Raw genomic sequence first — 13,632 nt, 5'->3', positions numbered from 1 at the left:
ACAAAAAGCGTGCGCAAAAGAAAACGGCTCCCGCAGGAGCCGTCAGGGTTATCAGAAGTCGTAGCGCAGACGCACCAGATTCATATCACCCAGGTTATCGGTGCTGGAGGTAAAGACATGTTCGTAATCAACACGGAAACCGTAGTCGAGGAACAGCGTCACACCCAGACCGTTGTCGATGCGCTGGTAATCACGGCCAGTCGCATACTCGATGCGGTCACCCATGACATAAGGCTGGATGGCTTTCAGACCGTACTGCGCCACCGGGATCTTGTAACCAGCGAAATATTCAATGCCCCACGCATCGCCAGCAAAGTAGTCATGCACATCTTTGCGTTTGGTGGTCATGAAGTTCTGATACCAGCCGCCACCGGCTGACAGCGTCCAGTTGCCTGGTGTCCAGCTCAGTGCGGTGCCGTAGATGTTCTGGTCGTAATCGCGGCTGTCGCCGTTGTTCGGATTACGCATCGCCGCGCGAGTGTAGTTCCACGCCGTGCCCCAGCTCAGATCCTCAGTGATGTGGTAATCCACGCCCAGTGAGCCGCCGCCTTTGCGCTTATAGCGCAGGCCGTTGCCTGGCAGATACTCGTTATCTTCGAACAGATAAGAAGCGTAGATATCCGCGTCGCCGAAGCTGTTTTTGTACTTCAGCTGCTTACGTGAACGGTAAGATCCATCGTAGTCGCCGTTGATTCCGTTGCCCGGTGCCTGGCCGATCATGTCGTAATCCCAGATATCCGTTTTGGCGCCCACGGTGTCATAATAGACGCTGTTCTGCTGACCAAAGGTAAGCTGACCCCAGGTTTTGCTTTTCAGACCGGTGTAGAGCTGGCGACGCGTGGTGTTATTGGCACCATCGGCATAGTGACGATCCCAGCTGAACACCGCCGGTACGTTAACACCCAGCTCGTAGTAGCTGATCCAGCTCACGTCATCAAACAGGTAATAGTCAGCGCCAAAACGGAAACGGGTGCCACCATCGAAACCGTCGCGCTTGTAGGATTTGTCATCCACGCCGGTCTGATGATTGACCTGAGCACGGATGCTGCCGCCAACATTCAGGGTAAGACGGCTAAGTGGATCGCCCGCCTGCGGATCCTGTTTCAACAGGGTAATTTCCGCCTGGCTGGCGAAAGGAAGAATAGCCATCAGTGCAGCCACTGCACTCAGAGAAAAAGTACGCATTTTCATTTTTTATTTATGTCCTGATACGCTCCAGTGATGAGCGGCAGGCATAGTACTGGCGAAAAATCCGCACAGGAAGTGTTTATCTTATAAATTTGTGCGAACCGGCGTTATTCGCACCTATAGCTAAAAAATTAAGCCAAATCAGTTACTTTAACGCAAACTCCAGACTCTTCCTGGACCTCAATTTCGGATTATCGCCAGAGAAGTGGCAAAAAAAACGGCTCCCGAAGGAGCCGTTTTTCACATTACATTACCTTACATCGCCTTTATCTGGGCATGCATTTCCTGAACGGAGATAACCTGTTCCGTCGGGTCTGCATTCAGCGCCATCGCGGTGGCGAAGCCGCCGTTCAGCGTGGTGTCGTAATGCACTTTATACTGCAGTGCGCTGCGGCGAATCAGCTTCGAATCTTCAATCGCCTGACGACCCGCCGTTGTATTGACGATGTAGCTATACTCGCCATTCTTCAGGCGGTCCTGAATGTGCGGACGTCCTTCATGCACCTTGTTGACCAGGCGCGGGTTGATGCCCGCTTCGCCCAGCACCACCGCGGTGCCGTGAGTCGCATCCAGTTCGAAACCAAACTTCTGCAGCTTCGCGGCCAGGTCGACGATACGTTTCTTGTCGCCTTCACGCACAGACAGCAGCGCACGGCCTGACTTCTTCATATTGCTCTGGGCACCCAGCATCGCTTTGGAGAACGCCTCAGCGAACGTGCGGCCCACACCCATGACTTCACCAGTTGAGCGCATTTCTGGACCCAGAATCGGGTCAACGCCCTGGAACTTGTTGAACGGCAGCACCACTTCTTTGACCGAGTAGTAAGGCGGGATCACCTCTTCCGTCACGCCCTGCTCTGCCAGTGTTTTACCTGCCATCACGCGCGCAGCCACTTTCGCCAGCGGTACACCGGTCGCTTTAGAGACGAACGGAACGGTACGCGCTGCACGTGGGTTCACTTCGATCAGATAGACTTCGTTGTCTTTCACCGCGAACTGAACGTTCATCAGGCCACGAACGTTCAGCTCAAACGCCAGTTTCTCAACCTGCTGGCGCATCACATTCTGAATCTCCTGATTCAGCGTGTAGGCCGGCAGTGAACAGGCGGAGTCACCGGAGTGAACACCAGCCTGCTCAATGTGTTCCATAATGCCGCCAATCAGCACCCGCTCACCGTCGCAAATCGCATCCACATCCACTTCGACAGCATCATCCAGGAAGCGATCCAGCAGTACCGGCGCATCATTGGAAACCGAGACTGCCGTCTGGAAGTAACGTCTGAGGTCGATCTCGTCGTAGACGATCTCCATGGCACGGCCACCCAGCACATAAGAAGGACGCACCACCAGCGGATAACCCAGGCCAGCCGCTTTCTCGACTGCCTGCTCCAGCGTCGCTACCGTGGCGTTAGCTGGTTGCTTCAGTTTCAGGCGATCAACCGCCTGCTGGAAACGTTCACGGTCTTCCGCACGGTCAATAGAATCCGGGCTGGTGCCGATAACCGGTACGCCTGCGGCTTCCAGCGCACGCGCCAGTTTCAGCGGGGTCTGACCGCCATACTGTACGATGACGCCTTTTGGCTGCTCGATGCGCACAATCTCCAGCACATCTTCCAGCGTGACCGGCTCAAAGTAGAGGCGGTCAGAGGTGTCGTAATCGGTCGAGACCGTTTCCGGGTTACAGTTCACCATAATGGTCTGGTAACCATCTTCACGCAGCGCCAGAGCGGCATGAACGCAGCAGTAGTCGAATTCGATCCCCTGACCGATACGGTTTGGCCCACCACCCAGAATCATGATTTTTTCACGATCCGGACTCGGGTTGGCTTCGCACTCCTCCTCATAGGTGGAGTACATATAGGCCGTATTCGTCGCGAACTCGGCGGCACAGGTATCCACCCGCTTATAAACCGGATGCAGGTTAAACTGCTGACGCAGCTTGCGGATTTCGCTCTCAGCCACACCTGCCAGCGTCGCCAGCCGCGCATCGGCAAAGCCTTTACGCTTCAGAGTACGCAGGAACGTGGCATCCAGGCTATTCACCCCTTCGCTTGCCACCTGATCTTCCAGCCGTACCAGCTCTTCAATCTGCACCAGGAACCAGCGGTCAATGTTGGTCAGATTGAACACGCCATCTACTGACATACCGGCACGGAATGCATCAGCGATGTACCAGATGCGGTCTGAACCGGCATCTTTCAGCTCGCGGCGGATGCGGGTTAACGCTTCCGGGTCATCAAGGTGCACTTTCGGGTCAAAACCGTTAGCGCCGACTTCCAGGCCGCGCAGCGCTTTCTGCATGGACTCCTGGAAAGTACGGCCAATCGCCATCACTTCACCCACCGATTTCATCTGCGTGGTCAGGCGATCGTTGGCACCGGCAAATTTCTCAAAGTTGAAACGCGGGATCTTGGTGACGACGTAGTCGATTGACGGTTCAAACGAAGCTGGCGTTAAACCGCCAGTGATATCGTTCATCAGCTCGTCGAGGGTGTAGCCGACTGCCAGTTTGGCCGCCACTTTAGCAATCGGGAAGCCAGTCGCTTTTGACGCCAGCGCCGAAGAGCGCGACACGCGTGGGTTCATCTCAATGACAATCAGGCGGCCATCTTTCGGGTTAACCGAGAACTGCACGTTGGAGCCACCGGTCTCAACACCGATTTCACGCAGTACCGCCAGCGAGGCGTTACGCATGATCTGATACTCTTTGTCGGTCAGCGTCTGGGCAGGTGCCACCGTGATGGAGTCACCGGTGTGGATCCCCATCGCATCGAAGTTTTCAATTGAGCAGACGATGATGCAGTTGTCGTTTTTATCGCGCACTACTTCCATCTCATACTCTTTCCAGCCAATCAGCGACTCATCAATCAGCAGCTCATTGGTTGGTGAGAGGTCGAGACCGCGTTCGCAAATCTCTTCAAACTCTTCGCGGTTGTAGGCGATGCCGCCACCGGTTCCGCCCATAGTAAATGAGGGACGGATAATGCACGGGAAGCCAACATCTTCTGCCACGGCCAGCGCTTCTTCCATGGTGTGCGCAATGCCGGAGCGCGCGGTATCCAGACCGATGCTTTTCATCGCCACGTCGAAGCGACGACGATCTTCCGCTTTGTCGATCGCATCAGCCGTCGCGCCAATCATCGTGACGCCAAACTCTTCCAGCACGCCATGACGCTCCAGCTCCAGCGCACAGTTCAGCGCTGTCTGTCCGCCCATCGTTGGCAATACCGCATCCGGGCGCTCTTTTTCGATGATTTTGCGCACCACTTCCCAGTGAATCGGCTCAATGTAGGTCGCATCGGCCATTTCCGGGTCGGTCATGATCGTCGCCGGGTTCGAGTTTACCAGAATGACGCGGTAACCCTCTTCACGCAGCGCTTTACACGCCTGCGCACCGGAATAGTCAAATTCGCAGGCCTGGCCGATCACAATCGGACCGGCACCAAGAATCAGGATGGATTTTAGGTCTGTACGTTTTGGCATGTATTAGCTCCTGATTACTTCGCTTGCAGACGGAATGCGTCAATCAATTCAATAAAGTGGTCAAACAGCGGTGCGGCATCACCCGGACCCGGGCTGGCTTCCGGGTGTCCCTGGAAGCTGAATGCAGGCTTATCAGTGCGATGAATGCCCTGCACCGTTTTATCGAACAACGAAATGTGGGTGACACGCAGGTTCGCAGGCAGATTGTTCTCATCGACCGCAAAACCGTGGTTCTGCGCGGTAATCATCACGCGGTTTTTTTCGAGATCTTTCACCGGATGGTTGCCGCCGTGGTGGCCGAGCTTCATCTTCACGGTCTTAGCCCCGCTGGCCAGCGCCAGCAGCTGATGCCCCAGGCAGATACCGAACACCGGAATCTCTGTCTTCAGGAAGGACTGAATCGCGCTGATCGCGTAGTCGCACGGCTCCGGGTCACCGGGACCGTTGGAGAGGAAAATGCCGTCAGGACTTAGCTTCAGAACCTCTTCGGCAGGTGTCTGTGCCGGAACCACGGTCAGACGACAGCCGCGATCGACTAGCATGCGCAGGATGTTGCGCTTAGCGCCGTAATCGTAAGCCACTACATGATAAGGCAGCGACTCCGCAGTAGCCTGCTCTGGCAGACCCGCGTCCAGCGTCCAGCTGCCCTGCTGCCAGCTGTAAGTCTCCGTAGTGCAGACCTCTTTCGCCAGATCCATTCCTTTCAGTCCCGGAAACGCCTGGGCTTTTTGCAGCGCCAGCGCAGCATCCGGATTGTCGCCCGCAATGATGCAGCCGTTCTGCGCCCCTTTCTCACGCAGCAGGCGCGTCAGCTTGCGGGTATCAATATCGGCAATCGCCACGATGTTGTTGCGCTGCAGGTAAGCAGATAAGCCCTCTTCGCTACGGAAGTTGCTGGCAATCAGCGGCAGGTCACGAATAACCAGGCCCTGCGCATGAATCTGGCTGGATTCTTCGTCGGCGGCATTAGCACCGACATTACCGATATGGGGATAAGTGAGAGTGACGATTTGGCGGGAATAGGAAGGATCAGTGAGGATTTCTTGATAACCGGTCATTGAAGTGTTGAAAACGACTTCTCCCACTGCCGATCCTGTTGCCCCTATGGCCCGACCGTGGAATTGGGTTCCGTCTTCCAGAACCAGGATTGCTGACTTGATCAAAACATCCTCCAGGGAATAAACAGTCAATATATCTGCATATTAATTCAAAATAGCCGCCTGAATCAATGCAAAAACCGCCTGAATTGTCGATTTTTGGCAAATTGCGCGCATTCTAATGATCGCCCTGGTCATTGTCTACCCTGCAGTGGAATTTTTTCATACTTATCTGCCTTATGAGAAAAAAAACGGGCATGAGCGGCAAAAAGAGGGGAAAACTCGGCTAAATAATCGTTTGCCAGGCAGCCTAAAAACTAAATTAGCGCAACCGCCTCTTTATTTTTGACCAAATGGTCAAAAATAGCATCCAGCCGGGTAATAAAAGGACGTAAATGGATAAAAATAAGCGTCAGAGCAGAATATTACATCCTAACCCTGGTTTTTAGATAAAATTAAGGGCAATGAAATCATTGCCCCTTTTCAATCAAGTTATTAACGATTGAAATAACCACATCACGATGGTTCACAACACTTACAACATCGACAAATCCAGCACATCGCGCATATCGTAAAGCCCTGATTTCTTATCTTTCAACCATAAAGCCGACTTAACTGCGCCATTTGCAAAGGTCATACGGCTCGAAGCCTTGTGGGTAATCTCTACCCGCTCGCCAATATCTGCAAACATCGCCGTATGCTCACCGACGATGTCACCTGCGCGCACCGTCGCAAAACCGATGGTCTGTGGCTGGCGTTCACCCGTATGGCCTTCACGTGTATAGACTGCATGCTCATCCAGTTTCCACTGCATCGCGTCGGCTATTGCCTCCCCCATCGCCAGCGCGGTGCCAGACGGCGCATCCACTTTATGACGGTGGTGCGCTTCAACGATCTCAATGTCCGCATACTCGCCCATCACTTTAGCGGCCTTCTCCAGCAGCTTCAGCACCAGGTTAACCCCCACACTGAAGTTAGCGGCGAACACGATGGCGATATCTTCCGCCGCCGCACGAATGGCCGCTTTGCCTGCCTCATCAAAACCGGTGGTGCCAATGACCATCGCTTTACCCTGCTCACGGCAGATCGCCATATACTCCAGCGTGCCTTCCGGCCGGGTGAAGTCGATCAACACATCAAAGTCGTTAATCACCGCGCGTAAATCGTCTGCGATGAGGATGCCATTCTTCCCGATGCCTGCTAATTCACCAGCGTCGCTGCCCGTCAGCGATGAACCCGGGCGTACCAGTGCTGCACCCAGTTCTACGCCCTCTGCCTGCTGTGTCGCCTGAATCAGATTACGGCCCATTCGGCCCGGCGCGCCCACAATAGCAATCCGGATAGTGTTCATATTTATTCATTCCTAAAGCAAATCTATGCATACAAAGCGTCATCAGGTTAACGACGAGTTAACAGTCACGCCACTATTAATCCGTGATAATAAGAATTTTATGCCAGCCGCCTGTGATTATCAGTAAAAGCAATTACGCCCGCAAACAACAGTCTTTTCTGTCTGACCAAAAAAACAAAAAAGGCCGAACAGAGTCGGCCTTTTTAGCAGATAAATCAGAACGCTACTGCACGTTGCGTACGTCGACACGTAGCTCTTTTGGCACTTCGAAGACGATATTCTCTTCACGACCAATCAGCTCAATCGCCGCTTCGCCACCCAGCTCACGCAGTCGCTGGATCACCTGCTGCACCAGAATATCGGGGGCCGAGGCACCCGCGGTTACACCAATACAGGCTACGCCTTTTACCCACTCTTCCTGAATATCATCCGCAGAGTCGATCAGCTTCGCCAGCTTACCGGCACGCTGTGCCAGTTCGGCCAGACGGTTGGAGTTCGAGGAGTTCTTCGACCCTACCACCAGCACCACTTCCGCATCTTTCGCCAGCGTACGAACGGCTTCCTGACGGTTGGTGGTGGCGTAGCAGATATCATCTTTACGCGGCCCGATAATCGCCGGGAAGCGCTGGCGCAAAGCATCAATGATGTCAGAGGTGTCATCCACCGACAGCGTGGTCTGCGTCATGAAGCTCAGATTGTTTTCGTCTTTGACGGTCAGTCTGAAGACATCTTCCGGTGACTCCACCAGATACATGCCGCCATTAGGGTTGTTGTACTGCCCCATGGTGCCTTCGACTTCCGGATGCCCCGCATGACCAATCAGTATTGCCTCAACGCCTTTACGGCTGGCGCGTGCCACTTCCATATGCACCTTGGTCACCAGCGGACAGGTGGCGTCGAACAGCATAGTCAGATTGCGCGCTTTAGCTTCGGCACGCACTGCCTGAGAAACACCGTGCGCGGAGAAGATCAGAATCGCGTTATCCGGCACTTCACTGATCTCTTCAATGAAGATGGCACCGCGCTCACGCAGGCTGTTTACCACATAACGGTTATGCACCACTTCGTGACGGACGTAGATGGGCGCGCCATACATCTCCAGCGCGCGCTCAACAATACTGATGGCACGATCAACGCCAGCGCAGAAGCCGCGCGGATTAGCTAACAGGATTTGCATCGTTGGCCTCCAGTGCGGGATCGATTTCCAGCACCTCTACATCAAACTGAATACGACGACCTGCCAGCGGATGGTTGAAATCCACAGTGATAGAGTCACCGGAGATTTCACGGATCACGCCAGGCATTTCACTGCCGCCCATGCCGCTGAACAGCATGATGGCTCCCACTTCCGGCTCACCCGCATCGATAAAGTCCCGACGCGAGAAATACTGGATCAGGTCAGGGCTGACGCCGCCAAAGGCGTCGTCCGGTTCCAGGGTAAACTGTTTAGTTTCACCCGCTTTCAGCCCCAGCAGTGCCTGCTCAAGTGCTGCAGAGAGGCTGCCATCACCGAGACGGAACAGCGCGGGCTTGCCGTTTGCACGGGTCGATTCCGCCGTCGAGCCATCTTCCAGCTTCAGCGTAAAATGCACCAACACCGCGCTTTCGCGCTGTACGCACTCAGTCATCACTTACCCTTTCTGTTTAGCCTGTTTGCCGTTCGGGCTGAAAAAGCCCTCCAGCACCACCAATGCCGCACCGATACAGATGCCGCAGTCAGCGATATTAAATGTAGCGAAGTGCCAGTTACCGACATAGAAATCGATAAAATCGACCACAAAGCCATGGTATGAGCGATCGAACAAATTGCCTATCGCGCCGCCGATGATCAGAGCATAGGCGATGTTAGCCATCTTCTGGCTGGCGTGATTGCGGTACATCATCACCACCAGCGAGATCACGATAGCCAGCGCAATACCGGCAAAGAACCAGCGCTGCCAGCCGCCTTTGTCCGCCAGGAAACTGAACGCCGCGCCGTAGTTGTGCGCGTAGAACAGATTCAGATAAGGCATCAGCGGCTGGGTTTCATGCAGCATCATGTTGTTCATCACCCACTGCTTACTGGCGAAGTCGACAACAATCACCACCAGCACCAGCCACAGCCAGCGCAATCCGGTTGATAAAATAGGTTTACGCATCAGGCAAATTCACGCTGTTCGCCGTCACCGGCTACGTTAGTGTAACAACGACCACAGACCTCAGCATGCTCAGGATTCTGTCCGACGTCGGTAGTGTAATGCCAGCAGCGCTGACATTTCTCGCCTTCCGCCTTGTGCAGCGCGATTTTCAGACCTTTCAGCAGCTCACTCTGCTGCGCTTCGTCATTCGCCAGTGCGTAATCCGCTACCTGTGCGCCAGAGGTCAGCAGCACAAAACGCAGCTCATTGCCCAGCGCCTGCAGCTTAGCAGCCAGTTCCGGATCGGCATAGAGCGTCACCGTCGCTTCCAGTGCGCCACCGATACGTTTATCCGCACGCGCCTGCTCGATCACCTTGTTCACTTCGCCACGCACTTTCAGCAGCTCAGCCCAGTAGGCGTCATTCAGCGCTTCATCTTCTGCCAGGCCAAACAGACCCTGATACCACTCTTCGGTGAAGACATACTGTGCACGTTCGCCTGGCAGGTAGCCCCAGATCTCATCCGCTGTAAAGGACATGATCGGTGCCATCCAGCGTACCAGCGCTTCGACGATATGCCACAGCGCGGTCTGACAGCTGCGACGCGCCAGGCCATCGCCTTTCGCGGTGTACTGACGATCCTTGATGATGTCGAGATAGAAGCTGCCCATCTCAATTGAGCAGAACTGCATCAGACGCTGGATCACTTCGTGGAAATCGTAGTTCTCGTAAGAGGCAACGATATCGGCCTGTGCCGCCTGTGCGCGACCCACTGCCCAGCGATCCACCACCACCATCTCTTCCGGTTTCACCAGATCGGTGGCCGGGTTGAAGCCGCTGAGGTTAGCCAGCAGGAAACGCGCGGTGTTACGGATACGACGATAGGCATCGGCAGAGCGCTTGAGGATCTCATCGGAGACCGCCATTTCACCCGAGTAGTCGGTTGAGGCCACCCACAGACGCAGAATATCGGCGCCCAGTTTGTTCATCACATCCTGCGGTGCAACGGTGTTGCCGATCGACTTCGACATCTTGCGGCCCTGACCATCCACGGTGAAACCGTGCGTCAGTACCTGACGATAAGGCGCTTTGCCCTTCATCGCCGTGGAGATCATCAGCGAGGACATAAACCAGCCGCGATGCTGATCGGAGCCTTCCAGATAGAGATCAGGCGCATGTCCGCCAAATTCAGGACGCGCATCCACCACGGAGTAGCTGGTAGAACCGGAGTCAAACCAGACATCCAGCGTATCCGGCACTTTAACGTAATGATCGGCATCGTCGCCCATCAGTTCGCGCGGGTCGAGATCCCACCAGGCCTGAATGCCATCCTGCTCAACGCGCTGCGCCACTTTCTCCATCAGCGCCAGCGTGTCCGGGTGCAGCTCTTCGCTCTCTTTATGAACGAACAGCGCCATTGGGACGCCCCACGTACGCTGACGGGAGATACACCAGTCAGGACGGTTCGCTACCATCGATTCGATACGCGCCTGGCCCCAGTCCGGGATCCACTGTACGCCTTTGATCTCTTTCAGCGACTGCGCACGCAGTCCTTTCTGATCCATGCTGATGAACCATTGCGGCGTGGCGCGGAAGATGATCGGCGTTTTATGGCGCCAGCAGTGCGGGTAGCTGTGCAGCAGTTTCTCAACGTGCAGCAGCGCGCCCTTCTCTTTCAGCAGCTCAACGATCATGTCGTTAGCTTTAAAGACGTTAATCCCATCCAGCGTCGGATATGTGCCTGGCAGATAAGTGCCATCCGGTCCGACCGGATTCGCCGTTTCGATGCCATATTTCTGACCGATGACATAGTCATCCGGACCGTGGCCTGGAGCGGTGTGAACTGCACCAGTACCCGCGTCCAGCGTCACGTGATCGCCCAGCACCACCAGCGACGCCAGCGCCAGGAACGGATGCTGGAATTTCTGCAGCTCCAGCGCAGCGCCCTGACATTCGCCCAGTACCTGCCATTCGCTGACACCGGCGCGCTTCATGACGCTCTCAACCAGCTCTTTCGCCAGGATCAGGGCACGGCCCTCGATCTGGATCAACTGGTACTCAAATTCAGGATGCAGAGAGATGGCGCGGTTAGCTGGTAATGTCCACGGCGTCGTTGTCCAGATCACCAGTGAGATTGGGCCATTGACCTGTGCTACGCCAAATGCCTGACGCACCGCGTCGGCATCGATGGCGTTGAACATCACATCAATTGACGGTGACGTTTTGTCGTAATACTCGACTTCCGCTTCTGCTAAGGCTGAACGGCAATCCAGGCACCAGTGCACTGGCTTCGCGCCTTTATGCAGGTGGCCGTTGCCGATGATTTTACCCAGCGCACGGATGATGTTGGCTTCGGTGCCGAAATCCATGGTCAGGTAAGGACGATCCCAGTCGCCCAGCACGCCCAGGCGGATAAAGTCGGCCTTCTGGCCTTCAACCTGTTCAGCAGCGTACTTGCGGCACGCGGCACGGAATTCAGCGGCGGTGACTTTCTCGCCTGGCTTGCCGATCATCTGCTCAACTTTGTGTTCGATTGGCAGACCGTGACAGTCCCAGCCCGGCACATATGGCGAGTCATAACCCGCCATGCCTTTCGACTTAACGATAATGTCTTTCAGAATCTTGTTAACAGAGTGACCAATATGAATGCTGCCGTTCGCATACGGAGGGCCATCATGCAGGATAAAGGTTTTTTTCCCTTTTTTGGCTTCGCGGATGATGCCGTACAGGTTGTCGGCATACCAGCGTTGCAACATTCCCGGTTCGCGTTTGGCCAGATCGCCACGCATCGGGAATCCCGTTTCCGGCAAATTCAGGGTAGATTTATAGTCACTCATCAGATTCTCGATTCCGTTTTTCGCTCAGGTTAAAGCAGCCCAAAGAACTGCCGGGCCGTTACCACATCGTTCGCAATTTGTTCTTTCAACGCCTCCAGTGAGGCAAAGCGCTGCTCGTTTCGTATTTTCTGTTTCAGCACCACATCAATGTGACGACCATAGAGATCCATATTGATGTCGAGCAGGTGAACTTCAAGCTGCTGGCGTAAACCTTTTACGGTCGGGCGAGTGCCGATATTGGCAACACCCGGCAGTGGCTCAGGCGTCAGACCCTGTACCTCCACCGCATAGACCCCTTTCACCGGTGAGACGCTGCGGCGTAAAGGAAGGTTCGCAGTGGGGAAACCCAGCGTGCGTCCCAGTGCATCACCGTGCACGACGCGGCCGGAAATGGTGAATGGATGACCTAACAGCGACTGCGCCAGCGCTAAATCATCTGCGGCCAGCGCCTGACGCACGGCGGTGCTGCTGATTCGCTTCCCGCCGTCACAGAAGGTTTCGGTGCTCACGACCTCAAAACCATACTCCGCACCGGCTTTCTGTAATAACAGGAAATCCCCCTGGCGACCAGCGCCGAAGCGGAAATCATCGCCTACTGCGAGGTACTTTACGTCCAGCTTGTCCACCAGCAGGTCACTGATAAAACGCTGGGCGGACAGGGCTGCGAAGCGACGGTCGAACCGCACACACAGCACTTTATCGACGCCGGCTTCAGCCATATAGCGCAGTTTTTCACGCAGGCGCGTCAGGCGTGCCGGGGCTTTATCACCGGCAAACAGCTCCAGCGGCTGTGGCTCAAACACCATGACCACGACCGGCAGATTACGCTTACGCCCCTCTTCACACAGCCGGGACATCAGCGCCTGATGCCCGCGGTGCACGCCATCGAAATTACCAATGGTCAGAACGCAGCCGCGATGCTGCTCGTTAAGATTATGAATACCGCGGATAAACTTCATGGCTGGCCCAAACCGGTGGAAATCGGCGGATTATACCCTTGAAAGCGACTCAGGTTAACCCGTCAGCACGCCTTTCATGCTTTAGGTGCTGCATTTCCTGTTGCAGATGCGCATGTTAAGAATTTTGTCGCGAAATACTGTATTCAGCGAGGGGAAGCTGGTAGAATCTTGCGCCATCAAATACGTAACCGAGTGCTGCTCATAGAGCGACGCTTATTTGCACAAATCCATTGACAAAATCAGGTTAGAAGGGCATAGTCCTCGGCCTTTGATTTGTCTCTATAGAACACATTTGGGAGTTGGACCTTGGCTAATATCAAATCAGCTAAGAAACGCGCCGTAACATCTGAGAAACGCCGCAAGCATAACGCTAGCCGCCGCTCAATGATGCGTACCTTCGTTAAGAAAGTATACGCGGCGATCGCTTCAGGCGACAAAGCTGCTGCGCAGAACGCATTCAATGAAATGCAACCACTCGTGGATCGTCAGGCCGCTAAAGGTCTGATCCACAAAAACAAAGCTGCACGTTATAAATCAAACCTGACTGCACAGATCAACAAACTGGCTTAATCGCCCGTTGTTTATCGCTTTGTTAAAAAA

General features: G+C 54.7%; 10 protein-coding genes. 1 reads left to right on the top strand and 9 read right to left on the bottom strand.

Going from position 1 to position 13,632, the window contains the following annotated elements; translation table 11 throughout:
- Positions 1–51: 51 nt before the first annotated feature.
- The 9 genes from N1689_RS13655 to ribF form a co-directional block, all read right to left on the bottom strand.
- Positions 52–1,191 carry a porin gene (locus tag N1689_RS13655; RefSeq protein WP_161731676.1) on the bottom strand — a complete coding sequence of 380 codons (1,140 nt, stop codon included), beginning with the start codon at positions 1,189–1,191 and terminating at the stop codon, positions 52–54.
- 252 nt (positions 1,192–1,443) lie between these two features.
- On the bottom strand, positions 1,444–4,671 hold the full coding sequence (gene carB, locus N1689_RS13650; protein WP_161731678.1) for a carbamoyl-phosphate synthase large subunit: 3,228 nt from the start codon (positions 4,669–4,671) through the stop codon (positions 1,444–1,446).
- A gap of 14 nt (positions 4,672–4,685) precedes the next feature.
- Complete coding sequence (gene carA, locus N1689_RS13645) at positions 4,686–5,834, bottom strand: glutamine-hydrolyzing carbamoyl-phosphate synthase small subunit (protein ID WP_161731680.1); 1,149 nt, start codon at positions 5,832–5,834, stop codon at positions 4,686–4,688.
- A gap of 469 nt (positions 5,835–6,303) precedes the next feature.
- A complete protein-coding gene (dapB, locus tag N1689_RS13640) occupies positions 6,304–7,119 on the bottom strand; it encodes a 4-hydroxy-tetrahydrodipicolinate reductase (protein ID WP_161731682.1) in 816 nt (271 codons plus the stop codon).
- A 223-nt stretch (positions 7,120–7,342) separates the two neighbouring features.
- Positions 7,343–8,296: a 4-hydroxy-3-methylbut-2-enyl diphosphate reductase gene (gene ispH / locus N1689_RS13635; RefSeq protein WP_003854823.1), complete on the bottom strand. Its 954-nt coding sequence runs from the start codon at positions 8,294–8,296 to the stop codon at positions 7,343–7,345.
- Positions 8,277–8,747: an FKBP-type peptidyl-prolyl cis-trans isomerase gene (fkpB, locus tag N1689_RS13630; RefSeq protein WP_161731685.1), complete on the bottom strand. Its 471-nt coding sequence runs from the start codon at positions 8,745–8,747 to the stop codon at positions 8,277–8,279. Before fkpB ends, ispH begins: the two co-directional genes overlap by 20 nt.
- A gap of 3 nt (positions 8,748–8,750) precedes the next feature.
- A complete protein-coding gene (lspA, locus tag N1689_RS13625; protein ID WP_003854827.1) occupies positions 8,751–9,257 on the bottom strand; it encodes a signal peptidase II in 507 nt (168 codons plus the stop codon).
- Complete coding sequence (gene ileS, locus N1689_RS13620; protein ID WP_161731687.1) at positions 9,257–12,073, bottom strand: isoleucine--tRNA ligase; 2,817 nt, start codon at positions 12,071–12,073, stop codon at positions 9,257–9,259. Before ileS ends, lspA begins: the two co-directional genes overlap by 1 nt.
- A 29-nt stretch (positions 12,074–12,102) precedes the next feature.
- Entirely contained in the window at positions 12,103–13,032 is a 930-nt protein-coding gene (gene ribF / locus N1689_RS13615) for a bifunctional riboflavin kinase/FAD synthetase (RefSeq protein WP_013356724.1), read from the bottom strand.
- 306 nt (positions 13,033–13,338) lie between these two features.
- On the opposite strand from ribF, the gene rpsT reads away from it, so the two are divergent.
- On the top strand, positions 13,339–13,602 hold the full coding sequence (rpsT, locus tag N1689_RS13610) for a 30S ribosomal protein S20 (RefSeq protein ID WP_008925553.1): 264 nt from the start codon (positions 13,339–13,341) through the stop codon (positions 13,600–13,602).
- The last annotated feature ends 30 nt before the right edge of the window (positions 13,603–13,632 follow it).

It is taken from the genome of Pantoea sp. XY16 (assembly GCF_025153065.1).
Lineage (GTDB): Bacteria > Pseudomonadota > Gammaproteobacteria > Enterobacterales > Enterobacteriaceae > Pantoea > Pantoea alfalfae.
The sequence above is the reverse complement of the archived record's forward strand: the minus strand, read 5'-3'. Positions and strand labels throughout refer to the sequence as shown.